The sequence below is a fragment of the Morococcus cerebrosus genome (genome assembly GCF_022749515.1).
Taxonomy (GTDB): Bacteria; Pseudomonadota; Gammaproteobacteria; order Burkholderiales; family Neisseriaceae; genus Neisseria; species Neisseria cerebrosa.
The window spans coordinates 1354971-1376973 of record NZ_CP094242.1 but is presented as its reverse complement, the minus strand read 5'-3'; the positions used below and the strand labels follow the sequence as shown (position 1 = coordinate 1376973).

The following is a 22003-nucleotide window of genomic DNA, read 5'->3' as shown; positions in this document are numbered from 1 at the left end:
ATAAGCCGTAGGCTTATATTTAGTCAATACGCCTGCAAAATAAAAGGAGACGAAATGCCTTTTACCGATGAAGAGGCCCAATCCCTGCTTGCCGTCAAAGGCATAGGTAAAACTGTATTGCAGCGTTTGCAGCAAATGGGTTTGGATGATGTTACCACGCTGGCGGCAGCGAATTTGGATGACGTTTTGGAACAAGGCGCAAAATTGACCGGCTCGACTTGTTGGAAAAACAGTCCGCAGGCAAAAGCTGCCGTTTCCGCCGCGATAGAGTGGGCAAAACAGCGTTTTCAGACGACCTGAAAGATATGAGGTCGTCTGAAAATGAAAGTAGGCAAACAAAACAATGATTGCGAAATAAGGAAAAAAGCATGATTACCATCACAGAAAACGCAGCCAAACACATCAACAGCTACCTGACCAAGCGCGGCAAAGGCTTGGGCGTGCGCTTGGGTGTGAAAACCAGCGGCTGCTCGGGCATGGCGTATAACCTTGAATTTGTCGATGAAGTGAACGAAGACGACCTGATTTTTGAAGAACACGGCGCGCGCGTTTATATTGACCCGAAAAGCTTGGTTTATCTGGACGGCACGCAAGTCGATTACACCAAAGAAGGTTTGCAGGAAGGTTTCAAATTTGAAAACCCGAATGTCAAAGACTCTTGCGGCTGCGGCGAGAGCTTCCACGTTTAAGACATAAAAATGGCGGGACAGTATCAAAACCGTCCCGCCATTTTTTCGCTTCCTGCCTGTTGTAGCTGCCTTTGCCTTTTCTTTTCCGTTCCACCTTGTGTCGGAACAAATCGGATTTCACTAAGGCTTTTAAAGCATTGTCGCGTATTTTGCCTTTATTGTGCTGCACTTTACTGCTCATATTCAGTCCTTTTGGTTAAGAATCAGCAGATTATAAGGCAAAATCAGGTTTCTGCCGAAAATTTCACATTAATTATCCCGCCATGTCTCAATATTTCACACTCTTCCAGCTTGAACCCGCTTTCGATATCGACGCCGAAAGCTTGGAGCAAACCTACCGCGCCTTGGCTGCCCGTTTCCATCCCGATAAATTCGCTTCAGCCTCCGCCTTCGAACAAAAGCAGGCAGTGATGATGTCTTCCACCATCAACGATGCCTACCGCACCTTGAAAAATCCCATCGACCGCGCCGCGTATCTGTTGAAAACGTTGGGCATAGACGCCGACGCGCCGGAGCATACCTCTTTTGCTCCTGAATTTCTCATGCAGCAAATGGAATGGCGCGAAACGCTGATGGATGCGCAAATGGCGCAAAACAACGAAGCCCTGCGCGCGTTGGACCAAGAAATCAGCCGCGAACAAGACAAGCTGTATCAAGATTTGCAGACGGCCTTTGCCGGGAAAGACCACGAAACCGCCGCCCAATGGGTGCGCCACGGCAGGTTTTTAAACAAACTGCGCAACGAAATCGCCGCCGCGTTGCAAGATTAAATACCCAGATTTTGAGCATCTGAAAGGTCGTCTGAAAACCGGAGTAAGGTTTCAGACGACCTTTATTGCTTATTCCATCATGTTGTATGCCATTATATTTTCAAAATTTAACACAAATCCGAATTTGCCTTATTTCATAAGCGCATAGCCGAATGGGGGTTTTGATGCTAAAAAACGCATCTTTGCGGTAAGGCTTGAATCATAGGGAAAGAGGTCGTCTGAAAGAAAATTGGGAAAAGCCCGATTTCAAAACAGCGGCCTTGTCAAGACTGGATAAGCGACGAAAAATACACTATATTGTGCCACTCGATATTAATACATACTGTATCTTGTGTTTCAGGATGGAGAAAGCTCACGATGAATGCACCGACTGATTTGAAAGTAACCAAGCGCGACGGACGTTTGGAAAATCTCGACTTAGACAAAATCCACCGCGTCGTTACTTGGGCGGCGGAAGGCTTGAAAAACGTTTCCGTATCGCAAGTCGAGCTCAAATCGCACATCCAGTTTTACAACGGCATCCGCACCGACGACATCCACGAAACCATCATCAAGGCGGCTGCCGACCTGATTTCGCAGGATACGCCCGACTATCAATATCTCGCTGCGCGTTTGGCGATTTTCCACCTGCGCAAAATCGCTTACGGCGAGTTCGAACCGCCGCATCTCTTCGACCACGTTAAAAAACTCACCGATGCGGGCAAATACGACCGCCACATCATCGAAGATTACAGCCGCGAAGAGTTTGACGAGCTGAATACCTATATCGACCACAGCCGCGACATGACCTTTTCCTACGCTGCCGTGAAGCAGCTCGAAGGCAAATATCTGGTGCAGAACCGCGTGACCCGCCAGATTTATGAAACGCCGCAGTTTTTATATATTTTGGTGGCGATGTGCCTCTTCAGCAAATACCCGAAAGAGACCCGTTTGGATTACGTCAAACGCTTTTACGACGCCGTTTCTACATTTAAAGTATCGCTGCCGACCCCGATTATGAGCGGCGTGCGCACGCCTACGCGCCAGTTCTCAAGCTGCGTATTGATTGAATGCGACGATAGTTTGGATTCCATCAACGCCACCACCAGCGCGATTGTGAAATACGTTTCCCAACGTGCGGGCATCGGTATCAACGCCGGACGTATCCGCGGCTTGGGCAGCGAAATCCGCGGCGGCGAAGCGCAACACACCGGCTGCATCCCGTTTTTCAAAATGTTCCAAGCGGCGGTTAAATCCTGCTCGCAGGGCGGCGTGCGCGGCGGCGCGGCAACTTTGTTCTATCCCTTGTGGCATATCGAAGCCGAAAGCCTGTTGGTGTTGAAAAACAACCGTGGCGTGGAAGACAACCGCATCCGCCAGTTGGACTATGGCGTGCAAATCAACCGCCTGCTGTACACCCGCCTGATTAAAGGCGGCAACATCACGCTGTTCTCGCCCAACGAAGTTCCCGGCCTGTACGACGCATTTTTTGCCGACCAAGACGAATTCGAGCGTCTCTACACAAAATACGAGCAAGATCCGAACATCCGCAAACGCACCTTGTCGGCTACCGATTTGTTTTCCACGCTGATGCAGGAACGCGCCGGAACGGGACGTATCTACATCCAAAACGTTGACCACTGCAACACGCACAGCCCGTTTGACCCGCGCGTCGCGCCCGTGCACCAGTCCAACCTATGCATGGAAATCGCCCTGCCGACCAAACCGCTGGACAACATCAACGACCCGAACGGCGAAATCGCCCTGTGTACCCTGTCCGCCTTCAACTTGGGCGCATTAAACAGCTTGGATGAGCTGGAAGGGCTTGCCGATTTGACCGTGCGCGCACTCGATGCCTTGTTGGATTATCAAGACTATCCGGTCGAAGCCGCCCGCACCGCGACCATGAACCGCCGCACGCTCGGCATCGGCGTTATCAACTACGCCTACTATCTGGCGAAAAACGGCGTCCGTTACAGCGACGATTCCGCGCTTGGCCTGACCCACCGCACCTTTGAAGCCATGCAGTATTACCTGCTCAAAGCATCGGTGAACCTCGCCAAAGAATACGGCGCATGCCCGCTGTTCAACCAAACCGTTTATTCGCAAGGCAAATTGCCCATCGACACCTACAAAAAAGACTTGGATGCCGTGTGCAGCGAACCGCTGTTGTGTGACTGGGAAAGCCTGCGCGCCGACATCGTCAAATACGGTCTGCGCAACTCCACCCTGACCGCACTCATGCCGTCTGAAACCAGTTCGCAAATCGCCAACGCCACCAACGGCATCGAGCCTCCGCGCGGACTGGTAACGGTTAAAGCATCGAAAGACGGTATCCTGAAACAGGTCGTACCGGAATTTGAAACCCTGAAAGACGCCTACGAAACCCTGTGGCAGCTTCCGGGCAACGAAGGCTACCTGAAACTTGTCGGCGTGATGCAAAAATTCGTCGATCAGGCGATTTCCGCCAACACTGCCTACGACCCGGGCAAATTTGAAGGCAACAAAGTTTCCATGAAACAAATGCTCAAAGACCTGCTGACCGCCTACAAATACGGCGTCAAAACCCTGTACTACCACAACACCCGCGACGGAGCGGACGATACGCAGACTGATATTCAGGATGACGGCTGCGCAGGCGGGGCTTGTAAGATTTAACTTTGCAATTAACCTATTTGAAAGTGAAACAGGCTATGCAAAGCAAGCAGATAAAAGAACCCAAGCTTTGGAAATCTTACGATGAGCAGTTGGAAATTCTGAGAAGTAGAGGATTGCAGATTGATGATGAGAAAAAGGCATTAGGATATTTACGCACCATCGGTTATTACCGATTAAGCGGTTATTTTTACTCTTTCCGACAATTTGCTCCTGAAAATCCTAAGAGCAGGTTGGATGAGTTTATTACAGATACTCGTTTTGAAGATGTCAAAAGCCTTTATATGTTCGATAAGAAATTGCGGCAATTGGCATTAGATGCACTGGAAAGAATTGAAGTAGCTCTTCGGGTAAATATTGCCCATACATTGGGGCGGCATGGTCCCTTGGCTTACAAGGATAGCAAATATTCTACCCCAGGCTTCGACCATGCTGAATGGCTGGATAGGCATAACAAGCTGGTCGAGCGCGAAAAGAAAACCAGTTTTGTTAAACATCATTTGGAACATTATGCCGACTTACCTGTCTGGGTAGCCTGCGAAGTATGGGATTTCGGCACGATGTCTATGCTGTATAAAGGGATGTTGAATAAAGATAAAGACCCTATTGCCAAATTGTATCGTTTGAAAGATGGTAAGCATCTACAAACACATCTGCACGCATTTAACTTTATTCGCAACGTTTCGGCACATCACAGTCGATTATGGAATAGAGACATTACGTTTAAAGCCAGCTTGAAAGGTTTGTCTGATGCAGAATGGAAATCACTGTCTATCAATAAACCGTTTGTGTATTTTTGCTTGATGAAACGGATGTTGGATGTTATTTGTCCGAGAACCGAATGGGGAAGCCGTCTCCTTGCTTTACTGGATGAGTTTCCTGATGTCGTGAATAAAGCTGTAAGTTTGCGCGATATGGGTTTGGAAAATGATCCGCGAAACTGGAGATTGTGGCAAAGATAAAAGAAAGCCCCCAACCTTGTTGCTCCAACCGCGTAGGTTGGCAAAGTTGGGGGAGTTGTTAGGGAGGATTATAACTAACAGCTATATTTAAGGCAAGAATTTAATGTACAGATACATTCAGACGACCTTACTTAAAACATATAAGGTCGTCTGAAATCCAAATTCCTAAATTTAAATAAACCTGAGAAAAACCCATGTCCTGCGAACACCTAGTCATGTCATACAGCACCTTTTCCAAAACCAAAAACGATGCGCTTAAAGAGCCTATGTTTTTCGGTCAGCCGGTGAATGTCGCTCGTTATGATCAGCAGAAATACGAAGTATTTGAAAAACTGATTGAAAAACAATTGTCGTTTTTCTGGCGGCCGGAAGAAATCGACGTGTCGCGCGACCGTATTGACTACGCCAACTTGCCCGAACACGAAAAACACATTTTCATCAGCAATCTGAAATACCAAACCCTGCTCGATTCCATTCAAGGCCGCAGTCCGAACGTTGCCTTGCTGCCTTTGGTGTCGATTCCCGAGCTGGAAACTTGGATTGAAACGTGGAGCTTCAGCGAAACCATCCACTCGCGCAGCTATACTCACATCATTCGCAATATCGTCAATGATCCCTCGGTTGTGTTCGATGACATCGTGCAGAACGAATACATCATCGCCCGCGCCGAAGACATCGCCTGTTATTACGATGATTTGATCGAATACACCCAGTATTACAACCTGTTGGGAGAAGGGACGCATAATGTCGGCGGCAAGCTCGTTACCGTGTCTTTGCGCGAGTTGAAGAAAAAACTCTATCTCTGCCTGATGTGCGTCAACGTGTTGGAGGCCATCCGTTTCTACGTTTCATTCGCCTGCTCGTTTGCCTTTGCCGAGCGCGAGTTGATGGAAGGCAACGCCAAAATCATCAAACTGATTGCCCGCGACGAAGCCCTGCACCTGACCAGCACCCAGCATATGCTCAACCTGATGCGTGCCGGTTCAGACGACCCTGAAATGGCGGAAATCGCCGTCGAATTGCAGGACGAATGTTTCAAACTCTTCAAAAAAGCGGCGGAGCAGGAAAAAGAATGGGCGGCCTATCTGTTTAAAGACGGTTCCATGATTGGTCTGAACAAGGAAATTCTGGCGCAATACGTCGAATACATCACCAACCTGCGTATGCAGGCGGTCGGTCTGCCTGCCGGATTCGAAGGTGCGACCCAAAACCCGATTCCGTGGATTAACGCGTGGCTGTCGTCCGACAACGTACAAGTCGCGCCGCAGGAAGTGGAAATTTCTTCTTACTTAATCGGTCAGATCGATTCGGAAGTCAGCGCGGACGATTTGGGCGATTTCGAACTATAATCAAACTCAGCGGTTTTTCCGCATTTCCATTATCAGGGGTCGTCTGAACAGGTGTAGAAACGAAATCAAAGATTTCGGTTACACTGTGCAGACGACCTTTCCCGCTTAAACAGATAATAATGGCACTTATCAGCACACACGACAAAACCTTCGAGCTTCAAGAGGGAGAAACCTTATTGGAGGGCTTGGAGCGCACCGGCCACGAGGTCGAATACCAGTGCCGCAGCGGCTATTGCGGTTCCTGTCGCGTCAAAATATTGGACGGCAGGGTGTCCTACGACGATTTCCCGCTGGCCTTTGTCGCGCCCGGTGAAATTCTGCCGTGTTGCTGTCGGGTAAATGAAGACATTAAGGTTGATTGCCGCGGGCGGGTGAGTGAACCGGATTTGTTCGATGTCGGCTTGTTTGATGAACAGGAATAACTTTAATTGATTAGATTGGTAGTGGATTCGAATAGGGATATGGGTATTTTTATTTGAAGCTATCAACTGACTGATTTTTATATTTTAAATACACATTACTGGAAAAATAAAATGATCAAAAACAATACATCCCAATTTTTCTTATTATCCGTCGCCGTCTTATTGGCGGCTTGCTCTCCTGAAAAACAGGATAAGGTAAAAGAATCTGCCGCTTCTGTGCCTTTATCTTCTGTTTTCGAGAAATCCAATACAAATGATAAGACCGTAGAAACGGACATAAACAAAGTAGAAAGCGCACCTTCTTCAAATTGCACCAACCTGCATCAGATTGGCGGCATTGATGATTTTGTCCGTCAGGTTGCCGAGAATATCGATTCCAGTTGTTTGTTTGAACGCAGCCCTAAAGAATTGGCGGCGATTTGGGGCATTCCCGGCGGAGATGATCCGCTGGAGCAGGCACTGTTCCCTGATATTGATCCGAATGATCCTAAAAACGTTGATAAAGTGATAGAGGCTATTGATCAGATGGGAAAAGGGGAGCGGAGCTATAATCAGCAGGCGGTTGAACCGGTGGTACAAGAAATGAAAGCACTCAGGCGTCGGGATACTTTGGTTTTATCAACAGGCAAACAGACAAGCCAAGGTTCGGATCAGCCGCTGAGGGTAACGCACAATTTCGACATAGAAGGAACGCCGGAATATCTTAAGAAACATGGCGGCGGGTTTGGCGGTAGTTTTCAAAACATCAGCCAGTTGCCCGAATATTTGAAAGCACACGGAAAGATTTTTGAGGCGCAAAGGGTATTCCGCCTTTTCAACCACGACCGCAGCCCTGATAAGCCCTATCTGGAAATTGTGTTTGACGAAAGTGGAAAAATCGTTTCGATTACCGTATATGAAAATGTTTCCAATCCGGCAAGCGGGATTCATTTGATGTAATGGGTTTGGAACACAAACGGAGAAGGGGAAAATCTGGGCTTATTGAGCGTTCATTGAGCATTTGATGCGATAGCATTTTGATTGGAAGCCTTCAATTCAATATCAAAAAGGTCGTCTGAAACCTGAATCGGGTTTTCAGACGACCTTTTGTTGATGTGTTCGAGCTTAACCAAATGCTTAACGGCTGTCTTTCCATTGGTAATATTTCGAGCCGAGGAAGGAGCCGAGTTTGCGCAGGAAAGGTTGGGTAATGATGCTGGGGTGTTTGAGTTTTTCAAACGGTTTCAGACGACCATCGTCACCCATGATGGCTTCGGCGATGGCAAGGCCTGCTATGCCGGTAATCGCCATGCCGTGTCCCGAGTAGCCTTGGGCATAGTAAACATTGGGCGCGAGCCTGCCGAAGTGGGGGGCGAGGTTGGCGGTAATGTCGCATTCGCCACCCCATGAATGTTCGATTTTGACATCGGCAAGCTGGGGGAAGACTTTGAGCATGTCTTGGCGGACAAGCTCGGTCATGCGGTCGGGATCGTCGATGAACTCGTTGTCTTTGCCGCCGAAGAGCAGGCGGCCGTCGGCGCTGAGGCGGTAGTAGTCGAGGACGTGGCGGTTGTCGCAGACGGCCATGTTGTTGCGGATGAGTTCTTTGGCGCGTTCGCCCAGCGGTTCGGTGGCGATGATGAAGGTGCTGACGGCGATGGCTTTTTTTTCCAACGGCTTGAATTTTTGATGCAAACCGGCGTAGGTGTTGACGGCATACACGAGGTTTTGACATTCGATGCTGCCGTCCGGGGTATGGACGAGCCAGCCGCCTTGATAGGGTTCGATACGGGTCATCGGGGACTGTTCGAAAATCTGAGCGCCTGCTTCGGTGGCGGCGCGGGCGATGCCCAGGGTGTAGTTGAGCGGATGGAGGTGGCCGGAATGGGGGTCGAACTGTGCGCCCAAGTATATATCGCTGGCAAGTTGTTGCTTGAGCGTGGCTTTATCCCAGAGTTGGTAATGGGTAGCGCCGTAATGTTGTCGGGCGTGTTCATGCCATTGTTGCAATTCTTCCCAATGCTGCGGGCGGATGGCGACGGTGGCATAGCCGCGCTGCCAGTCGCAGGCGATTTGATGTTTTTTAACCCGTTCGTCAACGAGTTCGACGGCTTGCAGGGATTGCTGCCAAAACCAGCGGGCTTGTTCCAAGCCGACTTGTTTTTCGATTTCTTCCATACCGCAGGCGTAATCGCTGATGACTTGCCCGCCGCTGCGCCCTGATGCGCCGAAGCCGACGCGTGCGGCTTCGAGTACGATCACTTCGTGTCCGTTTTCGGCAAGGGGAAGGGCGGTGCAAAGTCCTGTCAATCCTCCGCCGATAACGCAGGTCTCGGTTTTCAGACGACCTTCAAGCTTGGGATAAGCGGCGTGGGGATTGATGGTGCTGAAATAATAGGAGGGAAGGTATTCTTTGAAATTGGGATGAATCATGGGGTAATGCTTTGTGTGGTTTCAGACGACCTTTGGAGGGTAGTTAAGGGTCGTCTGAAAAGTTGTCAAACGGGTTGTGTGAAGAAAACAGGCTGACCTTGCATTGATGCGGTCAGCCTGTCTGATTGGGTCAATTTGTTTTTTCTGCGGCGAGCTTTTCCTGACGGTAGGCTTCGGCGGCTTCCCGATCGCGTTTGGTTGCTTGGCGCATCATCCAATAATTGATGACGATGACCAGCGTACCGATGATGCCGATCAGAATGGTTGCCAACACATTCATCTGCGGGTCGAGACCCAGCTTGATTTTGGAGAAAATCACCTGCGGCAATGTGGAAGAACCAGGGCCGGACAGGAAGGAGGTAATCACCAAATCATCCAGCGACAGGGTAATACCGAGCAGGAAGCCTGAAGCGATGGCAGGGGCAATCAAGGGCAGGGTGATGACGAAAAAGATTTTCAGCGGACGCGCACCCAAGTCCATTGCGGCTTCTTCGAGCGATTGATCCAGCTCCACCAAACGCGAGCGGATGACGACGGTAATGTATGCCATACAAAGCGTCGTATGTCCGAGGAAAATGGTGAAGAAACCGCGGTCGAAGTACAGGTTTTGGAGCAATTCGCTGCCTTGCAGGAACATTTGCACCTGAATAATCAGCAGGAGCATGGACAGACCGGTAATCACGTCAGGCATGACCATAGGCGCGGAAATCATACCGGCGAACAAGGTGCTGCCGCGGAAGCGTTTGATGCGCGCCATCGCGTAGCCTGCCAGCGTGCCCAAAACGACGGCTGCAAGCGAGGATGCGGCGGCAATGCGCAGCGACAGCCAAGCGGCTTCCAAGATAGTGTCGTTTTCCAACAATGCGCTGTACCACTTGGTCGAAAAGCCGCCCCAAACGGTAACCAGCTTGGATTCGTTGAACGAATAGATGACCAAGACGACCAGCGGAATATACAGAAACGCCAGCGACAGCATCAGCATCAGTTTCAGGAACCAGGATAATCGGGATTTCTGCATTATTTGGATCCTTCCTCTAATTCGCGGTTTTCATAATGCTGGAACAGTGCAATCGGTACGACCAGCAGTGCGACCATGACGACGGCGACGGCGGAAGCCAACGGCCAGTTGTTTTGATCGAAGAACGCCTGCCACAAGACTTTACCTATCATCAGGTTTTCCGAACCGCCGACCAGCTCGGGAATCACAAATTCACCGACTGCGGGTACGAAAACTAGCATGGAGCCTGCGATGATGCCGGTTTTAGACAGGGGCAGGGTAATGGTGAAGAACGATTTAATCGGCCCTGCGCCCAAATCAGAAGCAGCTTCGAGCAGGCGGTTGTCGAGTTTCACCAGTTGCGTGTAAAGCGGCAGGATCATAAACGGCAGATAGGCATAAACCATGACCAAGTTCAGCGAGAACGCGTTGTAAAACAGGTCTAAAGGCTCTTCGATAATCTGCATTTTGAGCAGGAAATTGTTGATGATGCCGTTGTGTCCCAGCAGGCCCATCCATGCGTAAACACGCAACAGGAAAGAGGTCCAGAAAGGCAGCATGATGGCAAGCAGCAGGCCGTTGCGCATAGCGGGATTGGCGCGCGAAATCGCATAGGCAGTCGGATAACCAATCAGCAGACAAATGATGGTCGTCGTCAGCGCAGTCTTAATCGAAGACCAGTAGGTCATTAGATAGATATTGCTGTTTTCGCTGTCGCCGAACGGATTCAGGGTATTCCAAAAATTTTGGAAGATATCGGCATAGTTTTGATAACTGATGGCGATGTTCAGACGACCTAAATCTTCATCGACGCTGGTCAGCGGCGTAAACGGCGGAATGGCGATTTCTTGTTCGGCAAAGCTGATTTTCAGCACGATGGCGAACGGAATCAGAAACAGCACCAAAAGCCAAATATACGGCACGGCAATGACCGCGCGCTGACCCGGGCGGCGGAACAGTTTGTTTTTCAGTTTTTTAAGGTTCATCTCATTCCCCTTAAATCAACGGAACAACGGAGTCGGTTGGTTTTCCGGCCAGCTGATATAGACGGTTTCGTCCCAAGTCGGCGGCGTGATGTTGCGGACATACCAATAAGGTGCGGGAACTTGGCTTTTGACGACGCGGCCGTTGGCGAGTTTGATGTGGTAGATGGCGAAGCTGCCCAAGTAGGCGATTTCTTCTACCGTGCCTTTTGCCCAGTTGAAGCTGCCCAAGTGGTCGGGTTTTTCTTTGTACAAATCAATGTCTTCGGGACGGATGCTGACCCAAATGTCTTGTTCGCTCGGGCCGCCCAGACCGTGGTCGATGCGGACGTGGTTTTCCAAGCCTTCGCATTCGATAACGGCATAATCGGCATGGTCGTCAATCACGACGCCGCCGAAAATATTGGTCTCGCCGATGAATTCGGCGGTAAAGCGGCTGTTGGGGTAGTCGTACACGTCGCTGGGCGTACCGACCTGTTGCAACTGACCGTCAGACATAATGGCGATGCGGGTCGCCATCGTCATCGCTTCTTCTTGGTCGTGCGTGACCATGATGCAGGTTACGCCGACTTGTTCCAACGTATTGACCAATTCGAGCTGGGTTTGTTGGCGCAATTTTTTGTCCAATGCGCCGAGAGGTTCGTCAAGCAGCAGGATTTTCGGACGCTTTGCCAAGCTGCGTGCCAAAGCAATACGTTGTTGCTGACCGCCGGATAATTGATGCGGTTTGCGCTTGGCGTATTTGGTCATCTGCACCAAACGCAGCATTTCTTCTACGCGTGCGGCGATTTCATCTTTGGGCATTTTGTCTTGTTTCAGACCAAAGGCAATGTTCTGCTCCACCGTCATGTGCGGGAACAGGGCATAGCTTTGAAACATCATATTGATGGGGCGCTCGTAGGGGGCAAGTTTGGTAATGTCTTGACCGTCCAGAATGATTTTGCCCTGATTGGGGCTTTCCATGCCCGCCAGCATACGCAGCAGCGTGGATTTGCCGCTGCCGGAGCTGCCCAAAAGGGCAAAGATTTCATGTTGATAAATATCCAAGTCGATGTTATCGACAGCGTAATTGTCACCAAACTTTTTCACCAAGCCTTGGATTTTAAGATAAGGTTTGGCTGAAGACGCAGTGGTTGCGGTCATAATGGCAATACTCCAATAAAAATGACGAGTACCGGCAAAACGGATTTTCGAAAGGGTGATAAAAAGCTGTTTGATTGCTGGCGGGAGTCGCAACGTCGCAACGTCGTCTGAAACTCTTGTGAAGCGCACGGGCAGCATGGATGGGAAACGGGTGGAAATCCAAGGATAAACCGTCTCCGCCGAACTCGCTATTATATTAGCCTATGGCACGCAGGGGCAATACGAAATTGCCCGAAGGGGCTGATTTCCCGCGGATTTGATTTAAACAGGACATTTTGAAACCTGTCAGATTGAATCTGCGGTCAATCCATACGGGTGAATAAGGAAAGGCAATCGCTTTCACAAGCGAAGTTGAGCGCGTTGTTTTTATGCAATTAATTTATATGGATATTATGCTTATATTTTAAATATTCATTCAAAATATAATAAAATATAAAATATTTACAATAGTTGCTTAATAAGCATTTCATTGCAGAAAGTGCAATAACAAGCAGATTTTCAAACAAATTTTTTCGTGAATGTTCACGCAAGGGGTAAAACATGAGTATCAAACAATGGCCTGAAGGCGAGCGGCCGCGCGAGAAATTGTTGGCACATGGTGCAGGTGCATTGAGCGATGCGGAGTTATTGGCGATTTTGCTGCGGGTCGGTACGCGCGGGATGAGTGCAGTGGATTTGGCGCGTTATCTGTTGAACGAGTTTGGCAGCTTGGGCAAGCTGATGAGCGCCGACGCGAAAACGCTTTCCGCATACAAGGGCATGGGTTTGGCGAGTTTTACCCAGTTTGCCGTCGTCAAAGAAATCGGCAGACGGATTTTGGGCGAGGATTTGCAGGAAAACATCACGCTTTCCAGTCCGAAAGCCGTTGCCGATTATCTGCGCCTGCATTTAGGGCACGAAAAGATAGAAGTCAGCACCGCGCTTTTGCTCAACCGCCAAAACAGGCTGATTGCCATGCGCGAACTCTCGCGCGGAACGGTGGCAGAAAATACCGTCTATATCAGGGAAATCGTCAAGCTCGCATTGGACGAATACGCCGACAGCCTGATTATCGCGCATAATCATCCCGGCGGTTCGGCAACGCCTTCGCAATCCGATATTGCGTTCACAAGTCGTCTGAAACAGGCTTTGGCATTGGTTGATGTCTCGCTTTTGGATCATTTCATTGTTACGGCGAAAGAAGTCTGCTCTATGCGGGAGCGGGGGTATATGGAAGGGTAAAGTGATATTGCCGGGGGGGTAAAGGTTAAGATAAGGTCGTCTGAAAACGGATTTCAGACGACCTCTTTACTGATTTTAGTGTGATAGATATGTAAGGTAGCCGATATTTTGAACTAAACGGGCATGAAGGGTCGTCTGAAAATTCTTTTCTATAAACTGGAAACTAGGTGAGACTAGATGAACTCAAGCCCTTTCGCTGATGATGCCGGACACGCCGACTTCGTGCAGATTGATGCGGGCGGTTTCTTCCTGCCCCAGTCCGACCAGTTTGCGCAGCCGAGTCATATAGGCATTGACATCCAAGCCGCGTCCGTAGCGTTGCGCTTCCCATATGGTTTCTGCCAGCGCATCCATCATATCGTGTTCGGCACGTACCCAATCGCCGCCATAGCGCACGCAGAGTTGTCCGTGTATGGCGCGGATGCCGGGCGGCTGGTCGATGGCTGCTTGTTCTTGCAGGGAGAGATGCAGGGACATATGCAGGAAGGGATTGGTTTCTCCTTCTTCGGGCGTCCAGGTCTTGTCCAGATAGTCTTCGATATTTTCGAGATAGCGGGCGTATTCGGGATGGGCTTCGATAATCCGCAGGGCTTTTTGTTGCAGGCCGTCCAGTTGCAGGGGGGTGAGGCGTTGTCGCCAGACATGGGCGAAAAATCGGCGGACATCGTGTGTGTTGACATCGTACATGGCGGGAATTTCAGAAATTCGGATAGGGCGATTATATAGTTATCTTTCCTGCTTTTACATTTGATTAACGGTTTATGCCTCAGGGCGTTTTAAAATGCAGCTTTGCTTCTTATCTTATGGAGTAACGATGAACCCTTATTTGTCCGCTTTTGTATTATCTGTCCCGATGGTGGTTGCCGCGCCTTATGTGGCGGCTGAAACACACCCCGCACAGGCTCAGATGCAGCAGAATATAGATGCAGTTTTGAAAATCGCGCGCAACGGCTCTTTGAGCGAGGCGCAAAAGGTCAAGCAGATTGAGCAGTATGCAGACCGTTATCTGGATTACGAACGCATTTCCGCTTTGGCGGTCGGCGCGCCTTGGCGTGAATTCTCCGCTACTCAGAAAACGGAATTTATCCGCGCTTTTAAAGACATGATTATAGCCATGTATTCGCATTCCGCCTTAATCGGCGCGGCAGATGCGCAGGTAAGGCTGTTGCCGAAAATGACGGTCAACGGCAATAAGTTCGACGTATTTTCTGAACTGCACACCAAAAAAGGGACGAAATACGAAGTAGCCTACCAGCTTTATAAGGTCGGCCCTGTCTATAAAATCTACAACATCCGCGTGGACGGAACGAGCCTGGTAACGGTTTACCGCAACCAGTTCGGCGAACTTATCAAGCAAAAAGGCATAGACGGCACCATTGCGACCGTCAAAGCCAAAGGGCTGAAAAAGCAATAAATCCAATGACAAAAGGTCGTCTGAAAGTTTCAGACGACCTTTTCCTATTTGTTTAAATTGTTATTTCAACATCAAAATCGCAGCCACCGCCACAGCCGCCACTGCCAATGCGGCAATCAGTTTGGCGGCGGAAGCAAATTTCAAGGTAACGGTTTGCCCCTCGATATACTTGTAGCCGCTGATCATCGGGCGGATCAAATCTTTTTTCTTCAAAAACTTATACGCCAAGACCGTAACGATGTGTAAGCCTGCCAATGCCGCCAGCAGGTTGAAGAAATTGACGTGGATTTTGCGCATCAGGCTGCCCGTGTCCGAGCTGACCAAATGGTTCAGATAGCCGCTGTCGGTAAACGTGTTTTCATCGGCGGCGAACAAACCCGTCGTTACTTGCAGCAAGACCGCCGCAATCAGCGCGATGACCATCAGCGCGCCCAAAGGGTTGTGTCCGGGCTGTTCGTTTTCCGTCAGGCTGCCTTGCAGGTAGCGGCGGATGGACGACGGGCCGCGCACGAATTGTGAAAAACGCGCCGTATCGCTGCCCCACAAGCCCCAACACAGGCGGAAGACAATCAGCCCTGCCACCAGCAGCCCGCAGCGCAAGTGCCAAACCAGCATCCCGCCGCCTGCCTGCGCGCTGTACCACATAAATCCGACCGACAAGACCAAGAGCCAGTGAAACAGGCGCGTTGGCAAATCCCAGACTTTGACTTTTTGTTTCATTAAATATTCCTTGTTGTGTGGTTGTAGTGTTCCTATACGGGGCGGTAGAATCGTGAAAACAACAGTCGATAAAAGAGGGATTACAACCTCTTTTCGCCACGCAACCGCCATTTTACCAAACTCAGGCAGATTGATGATGAACCCGTCCTATAAGTTCCCCGATACGCCCGATTTTTTTCAGACGACCTCGCAATTTCCCGACGTATTCGCCCCACGCCAAGCGGAATCGCACAAAGGGACATACGGCACGCTCGCCGTCGTCGGCGGCGCATCGGGCATGAGCGGAGCCGTTGTTCTCGCTTCCACCGCCGCGATTTATCAAGGCAGCGGCAAAGTGTGGGCGGGCTTCAATCAAACCGCCTTACCCTTCGCCGTCATCCCCGAACGCCCCGAAATCATGCTGGCGACTGCCGAAGACCTGCTGAAACGCAAGGACATCAGCGCATGGGCGGTCGGCTGCGGCATGGGTTTGGACGAAACCGCCAGCCAAATCTTAAATACCGTGTTGACGCAAAATCAGGACGCGCCGCTGCTGCTCGATGCCGATGCACTGACTTTGCTGGCAAGGTCGCATCCCGAAAACCGCGAAGCTGCACAAAAACGCAGCCATCTGGTTCTGACCCCGCATCCCGCCGAAGCCGCCCGCCTGCTCGGTACATCCACCCAAGCCGTTCAGCAAGACAGAATGTCCGCCGTCCACACCATCAGCGCAACGTTCCAAGCCGTAACCGTCTTAAAAGGACACCGCACACTGGTCGCTACGCCCGACGGCACGGTCTATACCAACCCAAGCGGCAACGCCGGACTTGCCACCGCAGGCAGCGGCGACGTTTTAAGCGGCATCATCGGCAGCCTGCTCGCGCAAGGCATCCCGCCGTTCCAAGCCGCTTGCGCCGGCGTATGGCTGCACGGCGCGGCGGCGGATGTCATCAAACACTCGACAGGCGTAGAAACCGGTATGCTCGCAGGCGAAATCGCACCTACCGCCAGATGGTTGAGGAATCGGCTGATGACAGAGAAAACAAAAAATTGAGCAGGAAGGAGGTCGTCTGAAAACAAAGATACAGCCTCCAAGCCGTTTTCAGACGACCTGTGTGTTGTTATTCAGATAAAAAAGGGAAAAAATGAAACCGAATATTTTTGATATAGCCACTAAAGAACTGAGTCAGGATGCTTTTATTACTTGGCTATTGATGTTTGCCGATGAGGGATGCAAACGAGAAGATGAGGTTTTAAATGAATGTGCGCGGAAATTTGTTACAGAATTAATCAAATCACACTATCCGAATTTTGATGAAAAAATTACTTCTGTGAAAGCAGGGAGGCAAAGGGAAAATATTGATATATGGGCTGAGGTAAATGATAAATATTTTATTGTAATTGAAGACAAAACCAATACTAAGGAGCATTCTAATCAGCTAAACCGGTATAGGGAAGCTGCGGAGAGAATGGCGAAAGGTAAAAGCATTGTCTGCATTTATATAAAAACCGGTAATGAAAACAAAGCAAGCCTGACAAGAGTGGAAAATAAAGGGTTCAAGGTTTTTGACAGGAAAAACCTTATTTGTATTCTCGAAAAATATACGGATCTTATAAAGAATAATATTTTTATAGATTTTCTCGAGCGGATTAAAAGGCTGGAGGAGAAAAATAATCAATTTGGAGAGATAGCCATTACGGAATGGCAGGGTATTGATTGGCAGGGATTTTTTCAATTTTTAGAAAATGAATTACCAGCGGCAGATATGTGGTGGGATTATGCAAATAATCCCAGTGGCGGTTTTTGGTGGTATGCCTTTTCTAAATTGCCGCTGACAGACAAAAATTTTATTTATATGCAGTTGGAGCAAAGTAAGGTAAGGCTTTGCTTTAAGGTCAATATATCTGACGAGAGTGTTGAAAACGATAGAAGACAAATACGAAATAAACTTTTTAAGTTGTTTATATCGGAAGCTCGTAAAGAAGGTTTCTTCGAGATTAAAAAACCGGAAAGGTTTGGGAAGGGGAAAACCATGACGTTTGCCGTGGTTGAAAGAGAGGGGTGGTTTGGTAACGATAAATTGGATAGGGAGGGTGTTATTAAAAATATTCTGAAGTATCAGGAATTTTTTATAGCGTTCCAGAAAAAATTCAAAGCTGATACGCAGTCTCCAAAGCAGGCACAAATACCCAGTTTACGTTTTAAAAAATAATACAGAAAGGATTTCAGACGACCTAACCATCCGTTTGAAATCCTTTCCCGTACCGATTAAACTGCCGACTTGCTCTTTTTCCATCATCCTTATTTTGTCCATCACACACTATGTCCAAACCGCTCATCATCCATTGGCTTGCCATCTGCCTGATACCTTACCATCAAGCATCTTAGTTTTAAAAAAGTCGTCTGAAAGCAGCTTGGCAGGTTTGCTGAAACCGTTTTTCAGACGACTTAATCCTATATTTTTTTAATTTTCATACAGCATCAAACCATGTCTTCCATCCGCTCTTTCAGTTCCACTTTACTGCTCGCGCTGCTGCCTTTGGGCTTCCTTATCGTGATGGTCGTCGCACCTTTGGTTGCGCTGGCTTTTTACGATGGGAGTGCATGGGGCGGGGTGTTGCGAGATGACTATATGCAGCACCTTATCTTATGGACGGTGTTTCAGGCTTTGGCAACCTGCGTGCTGGTGGGGATTTTGGGCGTGCCTGCGGCGTGGGTGTTGGCGCGTTTGGATTTCCGGGGACGCGCTTTGGTGTTGAGGCTGTTGATGCTGCCTTTCGTGATGCCGACTTTGGTGGCGGGGATGGGCGTGTTGGCTTTGTTCGGCACAAACGGTGCCGTTTGGGCGGGCTGGCAGGATACGCCGTATCTGTTGATTTACGGCAATGTGTTTTTCAACCTGCCGGTTTTGGTGCGCGCGGCGTATCAGGGATTTTTGCAGGTTCCCGAGGCGCGCCTGCAAACGGCGCAGGCTTTGGGGGCGGGGGCTTGGCAGCGGTTTTTAAGGGTGGAATGGCCGGTATTGCGCCCGTGGTTGGCGGGCGGTTTGTGTTTGGTTTTCCTGTATTGTTTTTCGGGGTTCGGACTGGCTTTGCTGTTGGGCGGCGACCGCTATGCGACGGTGGAAGTAGAGATTTACCGGCTGATTGCGTATGAATTGGATATGGCGCAGGCTTCCGTCTTGGTATGGCTGGTGTTGGGGATTACCGCAGCGGCGGGGTTGCTGTATGCGCGGTTGAGCCGTCGGACGGATGCGGATAAGGCACACGCCGCACCGCGCCCGCGCAAGCCCGAAACAGCGGCGGAACGGCTGATGGTCGCGGCGGTATTGTCGGTGTTGTGTGTGTGCTGCCTGATGCCCCTGCTTGCGGTTGTCCGGCAGGCTGTCCTTGCCGGAGGGTCTTGGCGGGTATTGCTCGAGGGCGAAACGCTGGCGGCGCTTTGGAACACCGTTCGTTTTTCGGCAGCGGCGGTTGCTGCCGCTGCGGTATTGGGCGTGTCGTATGCCTGCTTGGCAAGACGCGCGGCGTGGGTGAGGGGGGCGGTATTTTTGCCGTTTATGGTGTCGCCGGTCTGTGTGGCGTTCGGCGTGCTGCTGCTGTATCCGCAATGGACGGCATCGCTGCCGCTTTTGATTGCCGCTTATGCGCTGTTGGCGTATCCGTTTGTTGCCAAAGATGTTTTGGCGGCATGGGATGCGTTGCCGCAAGGCTATGGCGAGGCGGCGAGAACTATGGGGGCAAACCGTTTTCAGACGACCTTTTACATCACCGCCCCATTGCTGAAACCTGCTTTCAGGCGCGGGCTGACTTTGGCGGCGGCAACCTGCGTCGGCGAGTTTGCGGCAACGCTGTTTTTGGCGCGTCCCGAATGGCAGACGCTGACCACCCTGATTTACGCCTATCTGGGCAGGGCGGGGGCGGACAATTATTCGAGGGCGATGGTGTTGACGGCGGTATTGATGCTGTTTGCGACGATGGTGTTTTTGCTGCTGGACGGAAAGGACGAGGACTGAATCATATTGAAGGTCGTCTGAAAAGGCGGTTTCATCTTGGTGAAACCGGTTTTCAGACGACCTTTTCGGTATGGTTGCCTGTTTTGACCGTATATTCCAACGCTTTGTAAGGTTTTAGCGTGGATGAAATATAACCGTTTTCAGGACGGCGGACGTAATCGAGATAATCCTGCATGGCAGGTGAGAAGCCTTCCACATCGTCCACGGCGATGACCGCGCGGTCGGCAAGATTAGGTTCCAGCAGCTTGAATACGGGGAATACCAAATCCGGCCAGCCGTCGAGTAAGACGAAATCGGGGCAGATGGCTAAGTCTTTTAAGGTTTCCAGCGCATCACCTTCGCGAAGCTCGATATAGTCTGCCAAACAGGCTTCTTGGAAATGTTTTCTCGCCGCTGCGGCTTTGTGCGGCAGATATTCGCAAGTGATGACGCGCCCGCCGTTGCGCTTGGCGGCTGCGGCAAGATACAGCGTCGAAATGCCGTAGGAAGTTCCGAATTCGACAATGTTTTTTGCTCCCGATGCCAAAGCCTGCATATACAAAAACTTGCCTTGTCGCGGTGCGATGGGGATGTATTTGTCTTCGTAAAAACTTTCGTTTTCCCCCGTCCAATCCAGCCCTTTGCCCAAGAGCTTGAAAATCTTGGGCAGAAAATGAAAAAACATCTGTCTGTTTTGCTTTAAGGCTTGGGTGTAGAGCCGCAGTAAGACGGATTCGGCTTGAGGCGCTTGCAGAAAAGCGAACATTTGGGGTGTCAGCTTGGGCATGGGCTTTCTCCTGTTCAGTTCAAATCCTCTATATTGTCCATCTTGCCACAGCTTCGCTTTTCAGACGACCCCTCCGTCCAAACTCCGCTATAATGGCGGCTTTCCCATTATTTCATTCAAAAGACGGTCTTATCATGAAACACATCCACATTATCGGTATCGGCGGCACGTTTATGGGCGGGGTGGCCGCCATTGCCAAAGAAGCGGGGTTTAAAGTCAGCGGTTGCGACGCGAAGATGTATCCGCCGATGAGCACCCAGCTCGAAGCCTTGGGCATAGACGTACACGAAGGCTTCGATGCCGCGCAGTTGGACGAATTTAAAGCCGACGTTTACGTTATCGGCAATGTCGCCAAGCGCGGGATGGATGTGGTTGAAGCGATTTTGAACCGCGGCCTGCCTTATATTTCCGGTCCGCAATGGCTGTCGGAAAACGTGCTGCACCATCATTGGGTGCTCGGCGTGGCGGGGACGCACGGCAAAACCACCACTGCGTCCATGCTCGCATGGGTCTTGGAATATGCCGGACTCGCGCCGGGCTTCCTCATCGGCGGCGTACCGGAAAACTTCAGCGTTTCCGCCCGTCTGCCGCAAACGCCGCGTCAAGACCCGAACAGCAAATCGCCGTTTTTCGTCATCGAAGCCGACGAATACGACACCGCCTTTTTCGACAAACGCTCCAAATTCGTGCATTACCGTCCGCGTACCGCCGTGTTGAACAATCTGGAATTTGACCACGCCGACATCTTTGCCGACTTGGGTGCGATACAGACCCAGTTCCACCACCTCGTGCGCACCGTTCCGTCCGAAGGCTTAATCGTTTGCAACGGACAGCAGCAAAGCCTGCAAGACACTCTCGACAAAGGCTGCTGGACGCCGGTGGAAAAATTCGGCATCGAACATGGCTGGCAGGTCGGCGAAGTCAATGCCAACGGCTCGTTCGACGTGTTGCTTGACGGCAAAAAAGCCGGACACGTCGCATGGGATTTGATGGGCGGACACAACCGCATGAACGCGCTCGCCGTCATCGCCGCCGCGCGCCATGCCGGAGTCGATATTCAGACGGCCTGCGAAGCCTTGAGCGCGTTTAAAAACGTCAAACGCCGCATGGAAATCAAAGGCACGGTGAACGGCATCACCGTTTACGACGACTTCGCCCACCATCCGACCGCCATCGAAACCACCATCGAAGGCCTGCGTCAGCGCGTCGGAAACGCCCGCATTCTCGCCGTCCTTGAGCCGCGTTCCAACACCATGAAACTCGGCACCATGAAAGCCGCCCTGCCCGAAAGCCTCAAAGGTGCCGACCAAGTATTCTGCTACGCCGGCGGCGTGGACTGGGACGTCGCCGAAGCCCTCGCACCTTTGGGCGGCAAGCTGCACGTCGGACAAGACTTTGATGCCTTCGTTGCCGAAATCGTGAAACATGCCGAAGCAGGCGACCATATTTTGGTGATGAGCAACGGCGGTTTCGGCGGGATACACGGGAAGCTGCTGGAAGCCTTGAAATAAGGTCGGTTGAAAGTT

22 protein-coding genes are annotated in these 22003 nt (G+C 50.6%); 14 read left to right on the top strand and 8 right to left on the bottom strand.

The window, feature by feature from the left end:
- Positions 1-54 precede the first annotated feature (54 nt).
- On the top strand, positions 55-300 hold the full coding sequence (locus MON37_RS06385; RefSeq protein WP_039408032.1) for a recombinase RecA: 246 nt from the start codon (positions 55-57) through the stop codon (positions 298-300).
- 68 nt (positions 301-368) lie between these two features.
- The gene (gene iscA, locus MON37_RS06380; protein WP_003685774.1) at positions 369-689 is read left to right on the top strand and encodes an iron-sulfur cluster assembly protein IscA; all 321 of its coding nucleotides are present in this window, start codon (positions 369-371) and stop codon (positions 687-689) included.
- Here the strand turns inward: iscA and MON37_RS06375 are convergent.
- The gene (locus tag MON37_RS06375; protein WP_003746467.1) at positions 649-870 is read right to left on the bottom strand and encodes an alternative ribosome-rescue factor A; all 222 of its coding nucleotides are present in this window, start codon (positions 868-870) and stop codon (positions 649-651) included. The two genes, iscA and MON37_RS06375, sit on opposite strands and share 41 nt — an antisense overlap.
- Before the next feature lie 82 nt (positions 871-952).
- Between MON37_RS06375 and hscB the strand changes: the two genes are divergently transcribed.
- The 6 genes from hscB (at position 953) to MON37_RS06345 (ending at position 7765) form a co-directional block, all read left to right on the top strand.
- Entirely contained in the window at positions 953-1459 is a 507-nt protein-coding gene (gene hscB / locus MON37_RS06370) for a Fe-S protein assembly co-chaperone HscB (RefSeq protein WP_039408028.1), read from the top strand.
- Between the two features lie 357 nt (positions 1460-1816).
- On the top strand, positions 1817-4096 hold the full coding sequence (gene nrdA / locus MON37_RS06365; protein WP_039408025.1) for a class 1a ribonucleoside-diphosphate reductase subunit alpha: 2280 nt from the start codon (positions 1817-1819) through the stop codon (positions 4094-4096).
- A 35-nt stretch (positions 4097-4131) separates the two neighbouring features.
- Entirely contained in the window at positions 4132-5055 is a 924-nt protein-coding gene (locus MON37_RS06360) for an Abi family protein (RefSeq protein WP_203026119.1), read from the top strand.
- Between the two features lie 215 nt (positions 5056-5270).
- On the top strand, positions 5271-6404 hold the full coding sequence (nrdB, locus tag MON37_RS06355) for a class Ia ribonucleoside-diphosphate reductase subunit beta (RefSeq protein ID WP_003756859.1): 1134 nt from the start codon (positions 5271-5273) through the stop codon (positions 6402-6404).
- Between the two features lie 119 nt (positions 6405-6523).
- Positions 6524-6826 carry a class I ribonucleotide reductase maintenance protein YfaE gene (gene yfaE, locus MON37_RS06350; protein ID WP_039408019.1) on the top strand — a complete coding sequence of 101 codons (303 nt, stop codon included), beginning with the start codon at positions 6524-6526 and terminating at the stop codon, positions 6824-6826.
- A 111-nt stretch (positions 6827-6937) separates the two neighbouring features.
- A complete protein-coding gene (locus MON37_RS06345) occupies positions 6938-7765 on the top strand; it encodes an NMB0938 family lipoprotein (protein ID WP_039408017.1) in 828 nt (275 codons plus the stop codon).
- 177 nt (positions 7766-7942) lie between these two features.
- On the opposite strand, the gene MON37_RS06340 is transcribed toward MON37_RS06345, so the two are convergent.
- From MON37_RS06340 to MON37_RS06325, 4 genes are all read right to left on the bottom strand, one after another.
- Positions 7943-9238, bottom strand: a complete 1296-nt coding sequence (locus tag MON37_RS06340) for an NAD(P)/FAD-dependent oxidoreductase (protein ID WP_039408015.1) — start codon at positions 9236-9238, stop codon at positions 7943-7945.
- Between the two features lie 130 nt (positions 9239-9368).
- Positions 9369-10256: an ABC transporter permease subunit gene (locus MON37_RS06335; RefSeq protein ID WP_003765987.1), complete on the bottom strand. Its 888-nt coding sequence runs from the start codon at positions 10254-10256 to the stop codon at positions 9369-9371.
- On the bottom strand, positions 10256-11221 hold the full coding sequence (locus MON37_RS06330; protein ID WP_003766008.1) for an ABC transporter permease subunit: 966 nt from the start codon (positions 11219-11221) through the stop codon (positions 10256-10258). Before MON37_RS06330 ends, MON37_RS06335 begins: the two co-directional genes overlap by 1 nt.
- Positions 11222-11236: 15 nt before the next feature.
- On the bottom strand, positions 11237-12361 hold the full coding sequence (locus tag MON37_RS06325; protein ID WP_009312960.1) for an ABC transporter ATP-binding protein: 1125 nt from the start codon (positions 12359-12361) through the stop codon (positions 11237-11239).
- 540 nt (positions 12362-12901) lie between these two features.
- Here MON37_RS06325 and radC point away from each other — a divergent pair.
- Positions 12902-13582, top strand: coding sequence for a RadC family protein (gene radC, locus MON37_RS06320; protein WP_039408012.1), 681 nt, complete (start codon positions 12902-12904; stop codon positions 13580-13582).
- Positions 13583-13765: 183 nt separating this feature from the next.
- On the opposite strand, the gene MON37_RS06315 is transcribed toward radC, so the two are convergent.
- Complete coding sequence (locus tag MON37_RS06315; RefSeq protein ID WP_039408010.1) at positions 13766-14269, bottom strand: DUF1841 family protein; 504 nt, start codon at positions 14267-14269, stop codon at positions 13766-13768.
- Positions 14270-14396: 127 nt separating this feature from the next.
- On the opposite strand from MON37_RS06315, the gene MON37_RS06310 reads away from it, so the two are divergent.
- Positions 14397-14996, top strand: a complete 600-nt coding sequence (locus tag MON37_RS06310) for an MlaC/ttg2D family ABC transporter substrate-binding protein (RefSeq protein WP_039408008.1) — start codon at positions 14397-14399, stop codon at positions 14994-14996.
- 60 nt (positions 14997-15056) lie between these two features.
- Here MON37_RS06310 and MON37_RS06305 read toward each other — a convergent pair whose 3' ends face one another.
- Complete coding sequence (locus MON37_RS06305; protein WP_039408005.1) at positions 15057-15716, bottom strand: cytochrome b/b6 domain-containing protein; 660 nt, start codon at positions 15714-15716, stop codon at positions 15057-15059.
- A 133-nt stretch (positions 15717-15849) separates the two neighbouring features.
- Here MON37_RS06305 and MON37_RS06300 point away from each other — a divergent pair, with 133 nt between their 5' ends.
- From MON37_RS06300 to MON37_RS06290, 3 genes are all read left to right on the top strand, one after another.
- Complete coding sequence (locus tag MON37_RS06300) at positions 15850-16749, top strand: NAD(P)H-hydrate dehydratase (protein WP_039408002.1); 900 nt, start codon at positions 15850-15852, stop codon at positions 16747-16749.
- 91 nt (positions 16750-16840) lie between these two features.
- A complete protein-coding gene (locus MON37_RS06295) occupies positions 16841-17908 on the top strand; it encodes a PD-(D/E)XK nuclease family protein (RefSeq protein WP_039407999.1) in 1068 nt (355 codons plus the stop codon).
- 276 nt (positions 17909-18184) lie between these two features.
- Positions 18185-19711 (top strand): ABC transporter permease, encoded by a 1527-nt coding sequence (locus MON37_RS06290; RefSeq protein WP_039407996.1) that lies wholly within the window; start codon positions 18185-18187, stop codon positions 19709-19711.
- 52 nt (positions 19712-19763) lie between these two features.
- On the opposite strand, the gene MON37_RS06285 is transcribed toward MON37_RS06290, so the two are convergent.
- Entirely contained in the window at positions 19764-20477 is a 714-nt protein-coding gene (locus MON37_RS06285) for an O-methyltransferase (RefSeq protein WP_039407993.1), read from the bottom strand.
- A 134-nt stretch (positions 20478-20611) separates the two neighbouring features.
- Here MON37_RS06285 and mpl point away from each other — a divergent pair, with 134 nt between their 5' ends.
- Positions 20612-21988: a UDP-N-acetylmuramate:L-alanyl-gamma-D-glutamyl-meso-diaminopimelate ligase gene (gene mpl, locus MON37_RS06280; RefSeq protein WP_039407990.1), complete on the top strand. Its 1377-nt coding sequence runs from the start codon at positions 20612-20614 to the stop codon at positions 21986-21988.
- The last annotated feature ends 15 nt before the right edge of the window (positions 21989-22003 follow it).